The following is a 19,788-nucleotide window of genomic DNA, read 5'->3' as shown; positions in this document are numbered from 1 at the left end:
TGATCCTTCACTGCTATTTTAGTTTTAATATCCGTGTGTAACTCATTGCTTTAGGGTTGAGTTCTAGCTTGTTTGGCAATAGTGCCTTGAGCATGAGTTGGCGCAAGGCTAAAGCCAAACGACATAGCCTCTGGCGCGATACGATAGGGGGTATGCACGGGGCGCCCCCATGATGTATCTCCCCCCACTCCCATCTGCTTGTAATCGATATTCCAGGTGACAAAGTTGCGTGTGGGGATCTCTGCACCATGGTTGGCAGTGACTGGCACGAGTCCTGATGCTGACCCTTCGGCATCGCCGTCTCTAAAGTCGATATCGGCTTGAGAAAATGGCCATAGGCTGGTTTGCAGTAATTCTTTTTCCATAGTGGTTTGGGCAAGCAAGCCTGTACCTTTACTGTTTGTCACTGCCACATAACGTACGTCGGTGCGTTGTCCTGTTTCTTGTGGTCTAGAGTAACGATGGAAGGTTTTCTCAATGGGGAGAACATACCAAGCAACAGGGTTCCCCGTTTTTCTATCGGCGTAAGTCTCTTCAGGGCCGCGGCCAAAGTAGTGCATAAAGCGCATCTCAAATGGCAGCTTAGCTGAGAAGCCAAATCGAGGCAGGTCGGCAAGCTCGATATCACCGGGGGTAAACTGACTATTGACTAACAGTTTACCTTGCTGGCTCACGCGATAACGGGTTTTTAAAGTAAAACCCAGTGTAGGGTGCTGGTGGCTAACATCCAGAGCCGGTGCGTTGCCACTGATATAGTTGATGGAGGCTAGAGTTAACTCTGCAGCCGCATCTTGCCACATATCGGCCCATTTAGGCATTTGGTTACCCAAGTCGTTATCTGTTGGGGCGCGCCAGAAGTTAGGCATGAGAGGGCTATCGAGTAGTACTGTATCATTGGCTTTAACTTTGCTCAGCCAACCATTGCTTCTAGCGATGAAATACTGGCTGTCACCGTTTCCTAATACCCAGCTGTCGTCCGACTCTTCAATAGCATCAATCGTTTTTACGCTCACAGCTTTAGGCGTGTGCAGCTCAAACTGCTCAAAGGCTATAAGGTGATCGGTGGGCAACATAGGTTGCGGTGTATCGACTTTTACCTCTAGTAAAAGCTGATACTCGAACTCTGGTTTTTGCTGCATGAGCTCAATCGCGGTCTTAGATAAGCTAAAACGAATCGCTTTACTGGTGTCGGCTTTGATGTGTGGAAGTGCTAATAAGCCGTCAGCCACAGATTGACCATCTTGCTGCACTGTCCAGACTAAGTTTAACCCTTGCGTGTCGATAAAGTCATAGCGATTTTTCAGGGTGAATTCGACGTTTTGCTGCTTAATACTCAATCCTGTCAGCTTAAATGGCTGATAGACTTTTTTCACTTCAGATAGGTGGGGGTGTGGATTTCTGTCTGGATCCACTAAGCCATTATTAAGAAAGTTACCGTCGGTAGGCATGTCCGGGTGGTAGTCTTTGCCGTAAGCCCAATAGCGCTGGCCATTGTCATTGGTAAAGGCCAGAGACTGGTCGACCCAATCCCAAATAAAGCCACCTTGCAGCTGAGGATATTGGTCTATCACGTCCCAGTAATCTTGTAGGTTACCGACAGAGTTGCCCATCGCGTGAGCATATTCAATCATGATAAGTGGTCTATCTGTATGCGCCTTCGCGTACTTTTCAATGCGCTCAATCGATGGGTACATCGGGGCAACGATATCGGTATAAGCATGTTGCCCAGCGGGTTCATATTGCACTGGGCGGCTCGGATCGCGCTGTTTTATCCAGTCATAGAGGGCGGCAAAAAGTTTGCCTTCTCCGGCTTCATTACCGAGTGACCAGATGATGATAGAAGGATGGTTTTTATCACGCTCAACCATGCGTTCGACGCGAGCCTTGTGGGCGGGAAGCCAGCTCATCTCGTTACCAAGTTGAGTCTCCTTATCTATCGCTAATGGATGAGACTCAATATTGGCCTCATCTATCACATATAGACCATATTTATCGGTGAGACTTAACCAGTAGGGATCGTTTGGATAGTGGCTTGAGCGCACCGCATTGATGTTGTTTTGCTTCATCAAGCGGATATCGGTTTCCATGCTTGCCCGGCTCACTACATGGCCGGTATCGGGGTCGGTTTCGTGCCTATCGACGCCGCGAATCGTAATCGCTTTGTTGTTGACTAATAGCTGACCCGCTTTTATCTCGACACGGCGAAAGCCTATCTGTTGACTGCTAGCTTGCAGCAGTTTTCCTTGGCTGTCGTTAAGGCTAACAATCAGCTGATACAGGTTTGGGGTTTCTGCGCTCCAAAGTTTGGGAGACTTGAGGGAGAAGTCGAACTGTTGGCGCTGCTGTTTATTAAGTTTAGTGATATCTTGTTCACCGCTGCTGACTTCAACGCCTTGAGGGGAAAGTAGTCGATAGCTGAGGCTGACATCTTTGGCTTTTGCATGGTTTTCAAGTGTTAGCTTAAGGTTAACCTCGGCGTTATCTAAAGCGTTTGAAAGTTGATACTGCGCGTCAATATCGCTTATACGCTGCTTTTCGGTGGCATAAAGGTATACATCGCGCTCAATACCACTGACTCTGAGCATATCCTGGCTTTCTAAGTAGCTCGCATCACTCCAGCGGATAATTTGTAAGGCCAGTAAGTTTTTTCCTTGGGTCAAATAAGGAGTGATATCAAATTCGGCTGGCGTTTTGGCGCCTTGGCTATAACCCACTTCTGTGCCGTTAACAAACGCAGTCAGTGCCGACCGCGCTGCGCCAATGTGCAAGAATACTTGCTTATCTTGCCAGCCGTTAGGCAGGCTTATTTCACGACGATAGCTTCCCGTCGGGTTATGGTCTTCTGGCGCATCGGGCCAAGTCGTAGTAAATGGATAGCGCTCATCTAAATAGATGGCATGGCCAAATCCTTGGGTCTCCCAGTTACCGGGCACTTGAATGCTCTGCCAGCCCTCAAGATTAGTATCAGCTTGAGCAAAATCCTTGGGAACACTAAAAGGATTTTTAGCGTAATGAAACTGCCACCGACCATTAAGATCGAAAAAGTTACTGCTGTCTTTAGGCTGATCTTTTAGCGCGTTGGCTAAGCTCGAATAACCAAAAAAACTGGCATGCGCTGCTTGTTTGTTTTGCTCAAAAATCTGATGGTTTTGCCAGCGCTCAGGGGGCGCGCTGGCATAGCTCACAGGGCAAACTAAAAGCGCAAGCAGAGCGGTCAATAGCGAGCGGGCTGCAGCGTTATTACGGGGCGATGGTAAGGGCTTTATAAAGGGATGATTTTTCATTATTTATTATTCTATTGTCGTTATTGTATTTGTATTTGGGTCTTTCTTGTTATGTGCAGGCTATTTTCGCTGCCAAACTATCGCTAAATGCTGATTGTCGGGGCTAATGGCTATCCTTGAGGCGCTTAGGTAATCAGCATTGGGTTGCGGGATTGGGCTAATCAATTGCCAGCTTTTATTGCTCGATTTATCCCAAGCAACTAACTGGCCATTATCGATGTTAAACAGCCAGTTATTCTGACTCCAGGCATAGTCTTCACTGGCAGTATTCGAGAGTGGGATCAATTGGGTGTGGCTGTTATCTTTTGGTGAGAAGCGCTTAATGACTCGGTCGCCATCTAGCTGTTTATGTAGATAACTAAAGGCTTCATCATTAGGAATGGCATGGATACTTCTGCCAACATTTGCGACCACAAAATGACGTTCATCGGCGGTTTCGCCATTGGGTTCAAAGTAGAGACTGTAGGCGTATCGAGCCCAAATTAGCGTGCCAAGATCTTGCTTAATTGCGTAGTAACCAGCTGGAATTAAGCTATTAATAGCACGTTGGCGTGGGGTACTGCCTGTTTGTTGCCATACACTTTGATGGGGCACGCCTTGCTCGACCACATAATTAACTTGGTTGTTTTCCGCAGCTGTTTTAAAGGCTTGGGGAGAGAACTCGCTTTGCTCCGGGGTAAATGTGAGCTGCGTTATACGATTGTCGGCTATTTGGAACTGATAAATATCATTGTGGCGAGCAGAGGCTTGCGGGCCCTCACTTGGTGCGGCTTGCCTGTCTGAGGTGAAGAATAGCTGTGAGCTATCTGGTGTAAAGCTTGGCTGATTATCGTAACCGTCTCGCGCAGTGACTGGGCGACCTTCTGATACTGTCCACCCTTGTTGATTATCTTGGTAATTAAGTTTGTAGATCCAGATATCAAACCCAGCGGCAAAGGCGCTGCTGGGGACAAGAAGTAGGGCTGTTAAAAACCCATAACCCGCCAGAGTAGTATTATTATTTTTTGGCATTGTATGTTAGTGGTCATCTTATACTCGATAACAAATAACATACGCTATAATGCGGATAATGTATACAATCAGCTCTTTTGCGACATTTCCACTGACTCAGCCTGGTTTTCATGCTTAATAATATCTCCCGCATCAGGGTTATCAGCTTCATTTTTACGATTGATGGCATCTGGATTATCTGGTGCTGCGCCGCCAGGAGTGAGTAGCTCTTTGACCAGGTGTTCAACTAAACCCGCACCTGCCGCCTCATAGAGGTTATATACGCTATGTACGCCAGACTCGCTAAGTGATTGAGCATCTTCTTTATACTTAACGATGGCGCTTAGTTTACCTTGGTAATCATGTAGCTTTAATTGCTCCACCGCAAACAGGTTACCCACGTGATGAGGCATGGTTAGCAAGACTAATTCGAGATTAGGCGCTCTGTCTAATTTTTCCCAGAAGTCAGTATCAGAGGCATCACCTTGCACCACGTTTCGGCCTTCATTTATGTGGAAGTCTACCAGTTCTTGTTTGTGCTCAACCCCTAATATTTCGCCATCGTAACGGGCTCGAAGCTCATCATAAGCACCTGAACCAATCCGCCCCATACCTAAAATTAAAAAGCGTGGATTGCCGACAGGAATAGGTCTATCTTCCGGGTGTAGAGGGTGTTTTTCTAACGGCTTGAGCCTGCTTTGAAACTTCTGATATAAACGGCTAGAAGCGGTATTGAGCGGCGCGGCAAACAGGAAGCTAAAGCTGAGTGCAACGGCGAGAATAACCATCCATTGTGGCGGTAGCCATCCCTTTGAGGTCGCAACCGCTGCGACAATTAAACCAAATTCGCTGTAGTTACCTAAGGTAAATGAGCTCATTAGTGCGGTACGAGAACGCAGTTTAAAGTGGGTTAGCAAGTACATAAATAGGACGACTTTAATCGGCACGACAAGGACTAAAATTGCGGCCAAACCGATGTCGGAAAAGGTGGGTAAACCATTTAGGCCTACCGTTAAGAAGAACGCGACTAAGAATAACTCTTTAAAGTAAAACAGTGATTTAGCCAGCTCTGATGATTTAGGGTGCCCCGCCAGTAAAATACCAATGACCAGCGCACCCAGATCTGGCTTTAACCCGACGAGCTCAAATAGGCCAGCGCCCATGACGAGTGCCATCACCAAGCCAAATAGGACTAGTAGTTCACCGTGTCCAACACGATCGAATGCTTTATATATGAGGGGTTTTGCCAGCGGCAGTAACAGTAAACCTAGCGCCCAATATGAGGGGATATCCCCTTTAGATATGGTTAAGAAAGCAACCGCGAAGATATCTTGCATAATCAAGATACCAATAGCCACTCGGCCATAAAGCGACTGCATATCACCTTTATCTTCCAATATTTTTACCGCAAAAATGGTACTGGAAAAACTTAATGCAAAGGCAAGTAACGCAAATTGTTCTATCTCTAATCCTGTGAGCTGCTCAAGCCCTAATAGGCCGAGCAGTTTCAGTAGTGGGATAAAGAATAGCATAGAGCCGATTAGATGCAGGCTGGAGCCAGCCCAAACCTCCGCTTTAAATAAGCTGCGTAGATCTAACTTAAGACCAATGGCAAACAGTAGAAGGGTGACACCTAGATTGGCAAGTTGCTCCAACATAGGCAAGCTGGACTCTTCAATACCAAACAGAAACAGCACAAATCCCGCAACAAGATAGCCAATTAAGGGGGGCAGTCCCACGCGGCTAACTAACATGCCGCAGGCTAAGGTGATAATGAGTATAGCGGGTTCCATGATGCTCCTTTCTTTATAATATGTACCCAAGCCATTGGATACAATGATGCACCATTGTATAAGAAATTTATGAAGTTGAGCTGAAAATTGTGAATAAATTTAATGGTTATTTGCGGTGTTGTGAGCTAGGGAAGCTTAAAAAGAAGCCCCGATTATTAAAGATAAACGGGGCTTCTAAAGATAAGGTTTAATTTGCGCTAACGGCTTAGTTAACTAAGTGATCTAAATGCTCTGCAAATGCTTTTGGTCGCATAAAGCCTGTAACTCGCAGGTCGTCACGAATTACGCCGTTTTCGTCAAACATTAACAAAGTCGGTAAACCGAGTATGTCGTAGTACTCCAGCAGCTCAATATCAACCGCATCGTTTTTGGTGACATCAGCTTGTAGCAATACCATTTGATCCATGCGTTCAATGACGAGTGGATCTTTAAAAGTGATCGCTTCAAACTCTTTACAGGCCACGCACCAGTCAGCATAGAAATCGACCATTACCGTCTTGCCTTGTGCTGTTGCAGCAGCAACTTCAGTATGCAGGTCTAGGAGTGACTTTATGCGGGTAAAACCGTGATTTTCAGCTGTGCTATTAGTGGCAACATTGGTGTTGCTGCTAAAACCCAGCTTGGTCATTACCGCTTGCATGCCATATGAGAAGCTAGCGAGTAGCGCTAACATCAGTAGTACTGAGCGAGTGGTTTGCTTCCAGTTAAACTCGGTAAGTTTGTTCTGGTGCATAAGATAACCGACTAAAGTAATTCCCCAGACTGACCAAAGTAGATCTGAGATAAAGCCTGGCCAAATTCGACCTAGCATTACAATCGATACCGCGATGAGTAGGAAACCAAAGAAAGTCTTGATGATGTCCATCCAGCGACCAGCTCTTGGTAGAAGTTTTCCGCCAGAGGTACCAATAATCAGCAATGGCAGACCCATACCCATACTCAACACGTACAGGGCTAAGAAGCCTTGTAGTAGATCGCCCGTTTGCGCCACATAAATAAGCGCACCAGACAGTGGCGCCGTGGTACAAGGTGATGCCACAAGGCCAGAAATAATGCCCATGACGAACACGCCTATGACATTGCCACCTTTTTGGTTGTTAGAGAATGAGTTCATCTTTTCCTGCCACTTAGCAGGCAGTTTCAGGTCATATAGACCAAACATAGATAAACTTAAAACAAAGAAGAGTATTGCTAACACAATTAGCACTGCAGGGTGCTGCAATGCTGCTTGATACTTCATGCCAGCAGAGGCAACGATAAGGCCTACTAGCGAGTAGGTGATTGCCATACCTTGAACATAAACCATAGAGAGGCTGAAGGCTTTTGCGGTAGAAAGCTTCTTACCTTGGCCAACGATAATGCCCGACAAAATGGGGTACATAGGAAAAACGCAAGGCGTAAGCGCAAGGCCGATACCTAAACCAAAGAAGATCACTAAGGTCCACATAAGGCTATCTCCTGACAGCATAGCGCTTAAGGTATCTTGTTGAGTAATTGGGGCTTTTACGCTTTCATTGGCTGATGGCGCGGCACCAAGTGCTTTATCTGTATCACTAAGCAAGCCGTCATTAGCGGAGACTTCAGTTAGCTCAGCCGTTTTTTTAGTTGGCGGAAAACAGAGTTTACCTTCGGCGCAGCCCATAAAAGTGACATTGAGTTTACTGCCAGCTGTGGCTTCTTTAATCGCGACAGGCATCTCGACGTAAGAGTAGTAAACTTCTTGCTCGCCAAAGTATTCATCGGTGTGGGGTTTGCCCTGAGGTAGCACGACTTCGCCTAAAACGGCACCGTCAGCGGTTTCAAATTTAAGTTTGTCACGGTACATATAGTAACCGTCGGCAATGACCCAGCTAATTTTTACTTTGTCGCCTTGCTGTTTAAAGTCGAACACGAATGCTTGATCGACAGGCATGAGCTCAGGCTCACCCTTTAAAAAGTCAAACTTATTGCTACTGAAAATACCGTCGGCGTGTGCCAATGGCGTGAGCAGTAGTAGTGAGGCTAAAAACAGGTTGATAATTCTTTTCATGGCTGTGTAGTTTCTTTTATCCAATCAAAATAGGCTGGCAGTCCTTGGGTTACAGGAACTGCAATTAGCTCGGGTACATCATAGGGATGCAGCTTAGAGAGTGTGTGCTCTATCGCACTGTAATGCTGCGCTAAGCATTTAATTTGCAAACTGAACTCTTGCTCTTCACACAAGTCTCCTTGCCACTCATATACGGAGGTGATCCCTTGAGAGATCTGTACACAGGCAGCAAGCTTATTTTTAACCAGCTCACGGGCAAGGGTTTTTGCTTGCTCCTCGCTGGGGCAGCTGGTGATCACTAACAAAAATTCGTTTTGCATTAAACTATTTCTATTGTCCAACAGATTAAAATTGTATTAAGCCAACTATTGTATAATGCCAATCAAGGTTCATTGGCTATCAATATGGCGAATGGCTTTAAAAAGCGAATCGATACTTTACGTGTTTTACCTTAGGCTTGCATTAAGGCATCGCTAAAATAGTGATGCCAGTAGTTTTTGCTTACAATTACTCGCCTAATTGCGGCACCAGTTAGGATTTATACTCTCTATATAGCAGTTTAACGGTCGTTAATTACAGACTAACAATAGGTGATCACGGTCTCCCAACAGCTAGCTACTTGAAAATAGACCGAGTAACCCCAATTTAGTTTTCATCACCAGCAAAAAATGTGAGGTCAGTGTGTTTTTTATTTTGTTATTAATTTTTGTTTTAGTTCCTGTGATGGAGCTATCAGTACTGATCCGCGTGGGTGAGGTGTTAGGTAGTTGGACAACGGTTGCATTAGTTATTTTTACAGCCGTCGTTGGGGTGTCTTTGGTGCGCAGTCAAGGTATTAGCACCTTGATGCAAGTGCAGCAAAAGCTGGCCCGTGGCGAGGCGCCAGGTCAAGAGATTGTTGAAGGCATGATGTTAGCGGTAGCAGGTTTACTCTTGCTGATCCCAGGTTTTGTAACTGACTTTCTTGGACTAGTACTGCTCACACCATTTATGCGAATTCCTGTCGCTAGGTTCTTCTATAAACGTATGCAGCTCAAAGTGCAGGCGAATGGTGGCTTCCAGTCAGGTTTTGGCCCCGGATTTGGTGCTGGAATGGGGCCTCAAGGGCAAAACCCATTTGAACATCCATTTGAAAATAAGGGCGGTCAGTCGCCTTTTGATCAAGGTAATACCTTCGACGGTGACTTTGAACGTAAAACCGACCCAAGTGATAAGCGACCTGAAAGCCATCAAGTAAAAGGAACGACCTTTGAAGGTGAAACGGTTACCAGTGACAGTGATAAAGAATCTGACGATAAAGCACAGCCAAAACCTTAATAAGTAAGGCATAGATTGTTATTGAACGCTAGTGAGTTACTAGTGATCTAACTGCTTAGGATTACGGGGGTAAAAGCGGTCACCGCGGCGTTCTATTAGGTTAAATTTACGGGTGTTTTTATAGGGCAGCTTCATAAAGCCTGACACCCCTTTGCCCTGAATTTTATCCACATGGGCTAAGATCCTATCCAAGCTGGCACGAAACGCTGCCTGTTTTCTCGGATTAAGTAATCGCAAGTAGCTGTGGATCTTCATATGATTAGGCAGCACCTCAAAAATAATACAGCCGGTATGGTGGATCTGATTTATCCAGCCAAGTTCGGTCATAATCTCTTTCGGTAGCTCTAGGTTTTCCTCCGGATCGCGACCATCTTCAAAGTAAGAATGTAGCCGTGATTTGTCTTCAAGCGATGGCACATTACCCACCTCAAAGGGGAGCTGTTGATCGCAACCCGTCACAAATGGTTGCGTGCTGTCTTGGCGTTCAATGTGCAAGGTGTCGCGGGCATTAAAGAAGCAGGCTTTAAATACGCCAATGCGACGAATGCCACGAGCGAGTGTCACCATATTGTTGACGGCAACCGTAATGGCATGTTTTTGCTCGGCCTTATAAATAGCCAAATTGGAGTCGATAAATACGCCGGTTTCACGCCAGTGGATGGCTAAGCCACCTACAATGGCATATTGGCTTAAGCGGCCAACTGCCGCAATAAAGCCTTTTTCGGTATCGCCCATTCCAGCCATAAAATTACGGTAGTATTTCTCTAACTGTAGGTCATCCATTTTGGCTATTGGATCGTCGCCATTATGCTCCTTCAAGAATGACTTACGCGAGCTGTAGCTAACGGTCTCAACTTCTTTGTCTCTGGGGAGGATCCAGACAGGGATCTCGGCAACGAGCGGCGTGGTGTCAATTTCTGGTAAGTGCATACGGTGACTGTGAGCCATGCTTTTTAAAAAGTAGTCACCGGCTTTTTTTCGTTGCTGTGGGTCATCGCTGAGCATGCCATCTAAGGTGCGCGCTAGCTCTACTGGCAAGCCGATACTGGTAGCGGGGATGACTTTACTACCAAAGCGACTGGCCTGGCCCGACGCTAAAGCGTAAAGGGTGGCTGCAACGCCTTGTTCATCAAACCTCGGGCTAGAGAGGGCGCCGTTAAGTTGCTCTTCGCCAATAAAATACACGTCTCCCATACGGGCATTGGTATGTTGTTGATCGCTGGACATTAAGTCCATCACATTGCCGTTAACGGGATTACCTTGAGTGTCACGCTGTGCAAATACAGCAGAGCCCCAGTCAATCAGCGATAGATGTTGAGTATGAATGTCATAGACGAGGTTTGACGGTTTGATATCGCCATGAATGAGCGGTCTACCATGGTGTAGATATTGTAAGATAGCCGCGAGTTGGCGGGCTATATTCATCACCATGGCAACCGGTAATGCGCCTACTCTTACACAAAGTTGTTCAAGGTCCTCACCTGGAGCACGGGCCATGACCAAAATCCCTTGCTTACCTACGTGTTCAAACTTTATCGCTGGTGGCACGTTAGGATGGATGACCTGAGAAAGCATAAAGGCTTCTTCTTCAAGCCTATCTTGAATATGCTGAGGCAGAGTTAACCGAGAGAACTTAAACACATGAGCCTCGCCCTGCTTATTAACGCCTGCAAACACAAAACCATAGGCGCCTTTACCCACGAGTTCTAAATCTTTATATCCCAACTTACTTAACTGCTGTTTACACAGGCGGATCCAGGCTCTGTGTTTACGGGCGTCATTGGCACCAAGCAGATAAACAGATTGCTCTTCTGAGATGTAAAAGTGTTGCAGTTCTGGTGTTTGCAATGGCGTCCCCTTCTTCAGTGAGTTCCATTAAATCAATAAGCTGTAATAAAGTCCAAGCTCATTGAATTATCGCACTTATGTCGAGCTTGTAAAAAGGTTATCTGAATCACACCTAACCAATATTTTTGGGTTAGATATTGATGCATATCAAATCTACGGGAATAAGAGAAAGGTAATCTTGAAGTCAGTACTAGTATAAATGGTATAAGCCAAAGAAAAGGCTTAGATATCAACTAAAGGTGGCTTTATGTCAGGACTAGATAAATCCCAGCTAATTGAATTGCTTGAATACCCACGTCGACGTATTTTACAGTCGATGGAGCTAAATTATTGCCCTCATGCAGGCTTTTTTAACCCGACGGATATGGAGTGCATTAATTGTCACCAAGGTATGGAATGTACCTGGATGAACCACAATGACGAAACCGTTGCGGTCGAGAAGAAATCAGCTGAAGAGCTGAAGCAGCAACTTCTGGTTGCGGTAGATTTTATTGATTCGAGTTTAACACCGCATCACTTGTCTCGTCGTAATTGCGAGTGTGAAAACTGTGTCTGGTTGAGGAAAGTTCAGCAAGTGCTTAATGCATAGTCGTGAGTGTATAGCCGCTTCAGTTTAATCTGCTTCTGTTTAACCTGTGAATGCAGACGCAGTAACAGCATTGTGACTTGGTATCTTTAGTGATAACCGCTTATTTATTTTTGCTTCTATTACGCTCTGGCTATAGAGTAATGGCCAAAATGGTATACCAAGTCTGAGCATCACTTGTCAAAGTGAGCGCTAATTCGTTCCCCTGATGATTCTCATGATCATGGTCATACCTTGGTTTCTTTGGTAATTGTTTTTTAATGCAAATTTGTAATTACCATTTGTAATGGATATGGACTATGCAACCAAGCTTTTGGCATGAAAAGTGGGACGCCCAGCAAATAGGTTTTCATTTAAGTGCGGTTAACCCTTTGTTGGTTAAATATTGGCCGCAACTTAATCTCGCAGCAAATACACAAGTTTTTGTTCCTCTATGTGGTAAGTCATTAGACTTGTGTTTTTTGGCTGAGCAAGGTCATGAAGTGCTAGGCTGCGAGTTAAGTGAATCAGCTGTACAGCAGTTTTATCAAGAAAATAGTCTAGCGTTTAAGGTAAGTGTGGTCGAAGACCATCAACGCTTTACCACTGAGCAAGTCACCATTTTTCAAGGCGATATTTTTACATTGCCAGTATTAGAACCGCAAAGTTGCACAGCCTTTTACGATCGAGCAGCGCTAATCGCTTGGCCGGAAGAGATGCGCTTAGCTTATGCGCGTCAGCTTACTAAATTGGTTTCCGCTAATAGTGTTGGCTTATTGATCACCTTAGATTATCCACAAGCCGAGTTAAATGGCCCGCCTTTTGCGGTATCAGAAGATTGGGTTCAGGCCAATCTAGGTGAACATTTTAAAATTGAGCGTTTAGCTTGTAACGATGTGTTGAATGACAACCCTCGCTTTGTGAAAAAGCAGGTATCTTGGTTGACGGAATCGGTTTATAAGCTGACGAGAAAATGAGCAGGCCCTAGGGCGTGACTACGTCACTGCGAGATCGCTGCGCTACTAGATCCTATACATTCAAAAGCTTAAAGCTGGAGTTTATCCGTCGCTTCTATCTTTTGTCTTTAGCTTTTGTCTTATAGCAGGACGAAGTCCGCTCTAGCAGTGAGCCTGCGAACGTCCTAGTAGCCCGAAGGGCGTCCTCGAATCTTCTTGGCTTTTAGCTAGATCCAAAAAAGCGACCCTAAGGTCGCTTTTTTGTGGCTTAAAATCGTTAGAGAGTCTTAAGACTCAATCGATTAGAAGTTGTAACGCATACCAATAGTGAATACGTTATCATCTTTTAGGTCAACTTTAGCAGTACCCACTTTGTGGTCGCCTTCGTACATAGCGTAGTGGCCATATACCATAGTTGATTTAGAGATCTTGTAGTCAGCACCTACAGTGATTGACTGAACGTTGATATCGTCACCAATTAGTTTACCAGCATCTGTTTTTACAGAGTTTTGGTAGTACTTACCGAAGCCGCCTTCGTCCATGCCGTATTCAGCTTTTAGGTTAACGCCGTTTAGGTTGTAAGCAACGTTTACGAAGTAAGAGTTACCTTCTTGGCTCGTTGTTTGGCTTTCAGTGTTCTGGAATAAACCACCCACTTTAAACTCACCTAGTTTAACTTGTGCTACACCACGGTATGCATCGATGCCACCGATAGTGTTATAAGCCGCAGCTACATAGTAGTTTTGCGCCTTAAGCTTCTTATCACCAATAGTTGCACTTAATGCGTACTGAGCATCATAAGACTTAACAGCGTCTTTATCATCAGCATCAATATAGTTGTCTTCCATTAGGTAAGTCGCGTTTAGCGTCACAAGATCGGCAATCTTTGGTGAATAGTACCAGATACCATCAGCAGAACGTGATTGACCACCCACTAGACGGTCGATATCGGCGTTAGTGTTACCAAAAATATCAACGCCGCCTTCAGACTGCTTGAATACTGTGTCGTTACGACCAACAAGTACAGTACCAGCCTGAGACTTAAGACCTAGGTAAGTGTTACGCGCTTTAAAGGTTTCGCCAGAGTTAGTTGTGTTCTCAACTTGAAACTCCATCTGGTAAACAACGTCGATGTTGTTAGTTAGGCTTTCAGTACCTTTAACACCTACGAAAGAGAAGTTGTTTTCGAAAACAGTCCCTTCTTTACCATTTTGAGTCGTTGCACCTGTATCTGAGTTAGTTACAGCTAGATCTAAACGACCGTAAAATCCTGGACCATCGGCTAGCGCGCCGAAAGAAGCTAGGGTTAAAACTGATGCCACTGACGCAGAGATTAGTGTCTTTTTCATTTCATTTGCTCCCAGAACCTAAGTTCCTATTCGTTTCTTATGGTTTTTTACATAAACTTTTGTTTTTGTTACAAGCATCCGAGCTCATAACAATTGTGGGGCTAAATATTACAGTTTTATGGCATGAAGAATGTGGACTAGATCATGTTTTCAGGGGTTCAAGATTAATTTGCTACTTTTTTGTGACGATTGGAGAGCTTTCGTTGTTTATTTGGTGATTTATATAGAAATAAACACTTTAAACTATCTCTAAAGGGGTATTTTAGCGGATTGCGAGAAAAGTCGGTCTTGCTTGTTTAGTATTTACTAAGGCTGCGAATGGGGTGATCTTGTGCCTATTGTGAGATTACAAAATTAACCAGTGAGCTTCTTTAAGGTGGAAATCAAAGCAAACGGCTTAAATGTTAAGTTTTTGTTGATGAAACCTTGCCTACAGGGCAGTTGCTCGTCCCTATAAATAAATCATCTAAAATAAAACCTCTGAAACTCAATCATCTAAAACTCAAGCATCTAAGCATCTAAGCATTTTCAGTTTCAACATTGAGCACCTTTGCTGTGATATTGAATATTGATTGGTATTAGGCGTTAAGACTGGGGTAAACAGATTGGAGGGAGGCATAAATTAAAAAGGCAGCTAACGCTGCCTTTTAAGCCCATTTGTTTAAGTCAATTTTTATAAGCCATGTATTAAAGCCTATTTGACTCATTAACCAATAGATTAGAAGTCGAAACGCATACCAACAGTGAAGATATCATCACTTAGATCTTGCTTCGCACCGCTCAACTTCATGTCGCCATCGTACTTAGTGTAGTGACCGTATACTAAGGTGTTTTTGCTTAGACGGTAGTCTGCGCCAACACTGAACTGTTGTAACTCGACATCGCTTACTGTTTCTAAGCTAGCGCCATCAGTGCTTCCAACGTAACGGCTAACATACTTACCTAGACCTGAGTCATCGTTACCGTACATAGCTTTAAGTTTTAGGTTACCCATAACATAAGCTGCGTTAACGAAGTAAGTATCACCTTCAAGGTTTGAGTACTTGCTGTCAACGTGTTCACTGTTTTGGTAGAAACCACCTAGAATAACCTGGCCAAGTTTAACTTGAGCTACACCACGGTAAGCTTTTACGTTGTCGATGCTGTCGTTATATGCTGCAGAAACATAGTAGTTCTGTGCTTTAAGCCCCTTGTCACCAACGGTTGCACTTAGTGCATACATGTTGTCAGCGTCAACTTTCTTGCCATCAACTTCTTGAGCATAGTTGTCGTCCATTAAATACGTTGCATTCAATGTCACTAAGTCAGCAATTTTTGGTGAGTAGTAAGTAAAACCATCGGCGCTACGAGATTGGCCAGCAGCTAATAGATCGATATCTGAGTTAGTGTTACCGAATAGGTCGAATCCACCTTCAGAAGCTTTAAATACAGTGTCGTTACGTCCCACTAGGATAGTACCAGCAGTCGCTGACTTTAGACCTAGGAAAGTGTTACGCGCAGAAAAAGTGTTGCCTGAGTTGTCGAAGTTATTAACACCGAACTCCATTTGGTAAACCACTTCAAGCTCACTATTGATTGCTTCAGTACCTTTAACACCTAACCATGAGAAGTTGTTCTCAATGATGGTGCCAGACTTTTGGTTTTGCGTCGCAATACCTAGGTCTGAGTTAGTGATTGCAAGATCGGCACGACCATAAAAACTTGGGCCATCAGCGAGTGCTGTAAAAGAGGTGGCGGCTAGTGCTGAAATAATAGTGGCAGACAGAACAGTTTTTTTCATTTTCATCTTCCTGTAGCGAATCGCTATTTATAGTTGCAGGCTATCAATAATCGTCAGCCCTATCTGTGGGCCAACAAGAGTGAAGCTGTATTTTTCGGTCGAGATTCTTGCACGGAATGGGAACTTTGGTTCGTGATCTAGGTCATGTTTAGTGGATTTTACGTGATACACGTCATGTCGTTTTACTGTTTTTAAACAGTTGGTTACGTTATTTTTAACAAGAGGTACATTTCAGGTGTCTACTGGCACTCTTTTTGTGAAAATGATTTACAAATGTTTTGCGGGTAAAGTAATTTTTTTAGGGTTTTTCCAGCGTTTGGGATAAAATATCAACGCAGTTGCGCTTTCTATTTTCTACAATGAGTATCATTTTGAATAATCACACTTTGTCTGACGCTTACTTAAATCGCTTTGCTGGGATAGGTCGTTTGTACGGTCAGCAAGCTCTTAGTTTTTTTGCCTCCGCCCATGTAGCCGTTGTTGGCATCGGTGGTGTGGGGACCTGGGTCGCAGAATCTTTAGCGAGAAGTGGTATTGGGCAGATAACCTTGATTGATCTGGATGATATCTGTGTGACGAACACTAATAGACAGGCTCATGCGTTAAAAGACACTATAGGTGAATCTAAAGTCGAAGTGATGGCGCAGCGCCTAAAACAGATCAACCCTGAATGCATTGTTAATGAAGTAGAAGACTTCATTACCCCTGAAAACTTATCTGCATATTTTCAGGGTAAGAAGCAAGGGGGAGAGCTTGATTACGTCGTGGACTGTATTGATGCCGTTAAGGCTAAAACTGCATTGATTGCGTGGTGTAAGCGTCAAAAGTTACCCATTGTCACTGTTGGTGGCGCTGGTGGACAGATGGATCCCACTCAAGTGCAGGTGGCTGATTTAGCTAAGACCTATCAAGATCCGCTGTTGGCTAAAGTACGTAACCAGTTAAGACGCGAATATAACTTTTCCAAGAATGTCGCCCGTCGCTTTTCAATCGAAGCGGTGTTTTCAACTGAGCAACTAGTTTACCCACAAGCTGACGGCTCTGTATGCAGCACCAAGGCTACGGCAGAGGGAAGCATGAGAATGGATTGCGCATCAGGATTTGGTGCGGTGACAGTTGTAACTGGGACCTTTGGGTTTGTTGCTGCAAGTCGGGTATTAACCAAGTTAGCTGCAAAAGCAAATACATAGCAGAAACTAGCCACTAATAAGGCGCCAGTTAGGCGCCTTTTTCTTTTCAGCCTGGAAGCTGTACCTTTTAGGAAAAAAGGTAATCCTCTTTGGATGAAATGTAATGTTGAGCATTAGCCATTAACTATTAGCCACTTACTATTAAATGTTGGCACTATTTTTGCTTTTATCTAGGTAGGAACAGATTTCTGACACTGGGTAAATGGGTATGCAAAAAGTGGCTTTCAAACTAACTTCTTTTCAAATGATGTCGCCTAAAAAGTTAATTTTTACAGCAATGCTATGGCTTGCACTGGCGTGCGCTGCACTATTATTTGCTCCTAAAGCGCTGTTGGCCTCATTGAGCCTTAATGAGTTTTCTCAACAAAATGCACACTTTATTGGTTTGGGTTTAATCATTGGTGCGGCTTTTTTATTGACGCAGATTTTAAATTATTTTCTAGATGAGGCGATTAGTCACTTAAGTGATAAGCGCTCTCTTGAAATTATCGAGGAAAAAGTAAAGCTGCTCGACCCAACAGAGAGAGCCTTATTAAGGGAGTTTTTCTTACAAGGTGAAACAATCTTGACCCTACCAGAGCAAGAGACAGCAGTTAAAAGTTTATTAAAGGCAGGAATTTTGGAGCACTTAGGTAACCAGAAGCACTATGCTATCCAAGGCTCAACAGCAGACTTTAAGATTTCAATGCGGGCTCGTGTTCACCTTAACCGCCAAGTGTTACGTTTTCCTGTCGGAGAGCCTAGCCCTGAAGATATGAAGAACTTGATTAAAGCGCGCCCACATTTCGTCAATAGCTTTGCAGTACCACGAAAGCATGCTGCTTAATACGCTATAAGTGACTAGGCTCAGTGGCTCTATAGTTAATGGCTTTAGCAACAGTACTAGCAACAGTACTAGCAACAATACTCACCAAATTTACCCCAAAAAAATGGGGGCTGATAGCCCCCTGCATTAGAATCAATATCGAAAACTAATTTTCGGGATCCGCAGACTTGGTATAGAACATCCACATTAGATACGAAATGATGCCAATCGTACTAAAGATAACAATCATTGAGGCCAATCCTATTGGGTTGCCAAACATCAAATCTAACCAGAATGCCATTTGCGAAATCCTCTTTCTTTTTAATTCCTAATAACCATACGCTTCGGTGCTTGTGAGTTTTTTGATCTGAGTCAATTACCGCTCCAGTTATTAAGAAAATGAGGCTGTATTGTTAATGAATATGCTGTAGATCACGTTTTACTAATTTTACCTGTCAAAGCAGATAATGGATTTGGCGTTTGTTTAGGGCGAAAGTGAGCGTTTATAGGCTTTTGAGATTGAAAAACGCTCAGTTGATACAAAACTCAATTCAAAGTACTTGCCATTCATCTGCTGGTAGGTATAATTCCGTTCACTTACTGAGGTCGAGCAGATTTACAGTGAGTGTTATTGATAATGCCTGAGTGGTGGAATTGGTAGACACGTCGGATTCAAAATCCGATTTCGAAAGAAGTGACGGTTCAAGTCCGTCCTCAGGTACCATTATCAACAAAGCAACCTGCCATCGAGCAGGTTTTTTTATGCCTGTAATTTGGCTATGCTAGGCTTAGCGCCACTTCCAAGCAATCTTTCATCACCAACTCCCTGCAATTTCATCTGCGTATTTTCACTCCATAACCAGCAATTCATCAGCCCCAAAAATCAGTTTATGGTCTATATATGGTGCATCACCTGCCAAATCTGTGCACAACGCAATCTCACTAAATCCAACAATCTCCGGTTCTTGCCAAATAACAAGCCAACATAGCCAAGGGCTTCAGGCTAGCTGTTTCATGGTCGTACCATGGTGACTTTACGGTGCTATGAGTTCTTTTATGAGTTAGTGGCTTGGTTTGAGTAGGTCACTTGATCGTTTTAATGAAATAGCTGAAAGCCTTGTAACTTCTCACTTTGATGAGAGTGTTTATTAAGGTCGTAGGGGATAGATACATAATCATTACTCACAGTCGTTCACCATGAATTGACCATAAGATCTGGGCAGAACGATACGCTGTGTTTAACACGTTGATCATTTGGTACTTCTGTGCGAATTTAAGCATCACTAGTAACAAGTTGATTTGGTGCTGCAATGAAGATGATATTTGTGGATGCGGAAAACGTAGGGGTAAAAGAGTTAGAGAAAATTGATGCATCAGTTGTAGATAAAGTATTTGTTTTTTCGAAATCGGAAACGGTTAAGTTGATATGTGAGAAATCCTTGTACTTGTATCTCTCTGATTATCCGAGTGCTCCAAATCAGGCCGATTTTTACATTATTGCTTATCTTTCTAGAGTGTTGCTAGCGCTTGATAAGAAACAATTAAACTCTGTTCATTTAGAGTTATATAGTAATGATGAAAGCTTGATTTTGGCTTTTGAATTTCAATGTAACCAGTTAGGTGCAGCTGCTATATGTATTCGCACTAGGGAAAATACAGTTGTTCCCATAGTTAATACTTCTACGCCAAAGCTTAAGTCACCACAAGATAAGGTCTTTTCTGCCTTGAAATCCCCACGCGCATTGGATCCAAGTTTACAGAAACAGTTGGGACTATCTAAATCAGCCTTCACTAAGGCGATTAATGAGTTATCCAATAGTAATAAAATTCAAAGATCTCAGCAGTCTAAGAAAAAGTGGGTTAGGTGTTAATGGTTGAATAT

Annotated in this window: 15 protein-coding genes and 1 tRNA gene; 7 read left to right on the top strand and 9 right to left on the bottom strand. The window is 43.9% G+C overall.

Translation table 11 applies throughout. The features are described 5' to 3' along the window. Window positions 1-50 precede the first annotated feature (50 nt). The 5 genes from ACVBIK_RS11850 to cutA form a co-directional block, all read right to left on the bottom strand. Window positions 51-3,284 carry a glycoside hydrolase family 2 TIM barrel-domain containing protein gene (locus tag ACVBIK_RS11850; RefSeq protein ID WP_447169760.1) on the bottom strand — a complete coding sequence of 1,078 codons (3,234 nt, stop codon included), beginning with the start codon at window positions 3,282-3,284 and terminating at the stop codon, window positions 51-53. Between the two features lie 60 nt (window positions 3,285-3,344). Beyond that, complete coding sequence (locus ACVBIK_RS11845; protein WP_447169759.1) at window positions 3,345-4,295, bottom strand: TolB family protein; 951 nt, start codon at window positions 4,293-4,295, stop codon at window positions 3,345-3,347. A 68-nt stretch (window positions 4,296-4,363) separates the two neighbouring features. Then, entirely contained in the window at window positions 4,364-6,067 is a 1,704-nt protein-coding gene (locus ACVBIK_RS11840) for a cation:proton antiporter domain-containing protein (protein ID WP_447161508.1), read from the bottom strand. Between the two features lie 205 nt (window positions 6,068-6,272). Continuing rightward, complete coding sequence (locus tag ACVBIK_RS11835; RefSeq protein ID WP_447169758.1) at window positions 6,273-8,096, bottom strand: protein-disulfide reductase DsbD; 1,824 nt, start codon at window positions 8,094-8,096, stop codon at window positions 6,273-6,275. Beyond that, window positions 8,093-8,416: a divalent-cation tolerance protein CutA gene (gene cutA, locus ACVBIK_RS11830; RefSeq protein WP_447161510.1), complete on the bottom strand. Its 324-nt coding sequence runs from the start codon at window positions 8,414-8,416 to the stop codon at window positions 8,093-8,095. The genes ACVBIK_RS11835 and cutA overlap by 4 nt, the downstream gene beginning before the upstream one ends. 361 nt (window positions 8,417-8,777) lie before the next feature. Here cutA and ACVBIK_RS11825 point away from each other — a divergent pair, with 361 nt between their 5' ends. After that, window positions 8,778-9,413 carry an FxsA family protein gene (locus tag ACVBIK_RS11825; protein ID WP_447169757.1) on the top strand — a complete coding sequence of 212 codons (636 nt, stop codon included), beginning with the start codon at window positions 8,778-8,780 and terminating at the stop codon, window positions 9,411-9,413. Between the two features lie 39 nt (window positions 9,414-9,452). On the opposite strand, the gene ACVBIK_RS11820 is transcribed toward ACVBIK_RS11825, so the two are convergent. Then, on the bottom strand, window positions 9,453-11,261 hold the full coding sequence (locus ACVBIK_RS11820; protein WP_447161512.1) for a protein kinase domain-containing protein: 1,809 nt from the start codon (window positions 11,259-11,261) through the stop codon (window positions 9,453-9,455). Between the two features lie 247 nt (window positions 11,262-11,508). On the opposite strand from ACVBIK_RS11820, the gene ACVBIK_RS11815 reads away from it, so the two are divergent. Both ACVBIK_RS11815 and ACVBIK_RS11810 read left to right on the top strand, forming a co-directional pair. After that, window positions 11,509-11,850 (top strand): hypothetical protein, encoded by a 342-nt coding sequence (locus ACVBIK_RS11815; RefSeq protein WP_447161513.1) that lies wholly within the window; start codon window positions 11,509-11,511, stop codon window positions 11,848-11,850. Window positions 11,851-12,146: 296 nt separating this feature from the next. Beyond that, the gene (locus ACVBIK_RS11810; RefSeq protein ID WP_447169756.1) at window positions 12,147-12,803 is read left to right on the top strand and encodes a thiopurine S-methyltransferase; all 657 of its coding nucleotides are present in this window, start codon (window positions 12,147-12,149) and stop codon (window positions 12,801-12,803) included. Window positions 12,804-13,084: 281 nt separating this feature from the next. Here ACVBIK_RS11810 and ACVBIK_RS11805 read toward each other — a convergent pair whose 3' ends face one another. Together ACVBIK_RS11805 and ACVBIK_RS11800 are read right to left on the bottom strand one after the other, a co-directional pair. Next, window positions 13,085-14,131, bottom strand: coding sequence for a porin (locus tag ACVBIK_RS11805; RefSeq protein WP_447161514.1), 1,047 nt, complete (start codon window positions 14,129-14,131; stop codon window positions 13,085-13,087). A gap of 718 nt (window positions 14,132-14,849) precedes the next feature. After that, on the bottom strand, window positions 14,850-15,911 hold the full coding sequence (locus ACVBIK_RS11800) for a porin (protein ID WP_447161515.1): 1,062 nt from the start codon (window positions 15,909-15,911) through the stop codon (window positions 14,850-14,852). 371 nt (window positions 15,912-16,282) lie between these two features. On the opposite strand from ACVBIK_RS11800, the gene tcdA reads away from it, so the two are divergent. Further along, window positions 16,283-17,101, top strand: a complete 819-nt coding sequence (tcdA, locus tag ACVBIK_RS11795) for a tRNA cyclic N6-threonylcarbamoyladenosine(37) synthase TcdA (protein ID WP_447161516.1) — start codon at window positions 16,283-16,285, stop codon at window positions 17,099-17,101. A gap of 208 nt (window positions 17,102-17,309) precedes the next feature. After that, complete coding sequence (locus tag ACVBIK_RS11790; protein ID WP_447161517.1) at window positions 17,310-17,927, top strand: superinfection exclusion B family protein; 618 nt, start codon at window positions 17,310-17,312, stop codon at window positions 17,925-17,927. A 145-nt stretch (window positions 17,928-18,072) separates the two neighbouring features. Here the strand turns inward: ACVBIK_RS11790 and ACVBIK_RS11785 are convergent, their stop codons facing one another. Then, window positions 18,073-18,207 (bottom strand): DUF3149 domain-containing protein, encoded by a 135-nt coding sequence (locus ACVBIK_RS11785; RefSeq protein ID WP_439268284.1) that lies wholly within the window; start codon window positions 18,205-18,207, stop codon window positions 18,073-18,075. Window positions 18,208-18,545: 338 nt separating this feature from the next. On the opposite strand from ACVBIK_RS11785, the gene ACVBIK_RS11780 reads away from it, so the two are divergent. Together ACVBIK_RS11780 and ACVBIK_RS11775 are read left to right on the top strand one after the other, a co-directional pair. Next, window positions 18,546-18,630, top strand: a tRNA-Leu gene (locus tag ACVBIK_RS11780). Window positions 18,631-19,216: 586 nt separating this feature from the next. Then, window positions 19,217-19,777 (top strand): hypothetical protein, encoded by a 561-nt coding sequence (locus tag ACVBIK_RS11775; protein ID WP_447169755.1) that lies wholly within the window; start codon window positions 19,217-19,219, stop codon window positions 19,775-19,777. Window positions 19,778-19,788 lie beyond the last annotated feature (11 nt).

Source organism: Shewanella sp. 125m-1 (assembly GCF_052977065.1).
This window is presented reverse-complemented; position numbering and strand designations above follow the sequence as displayed.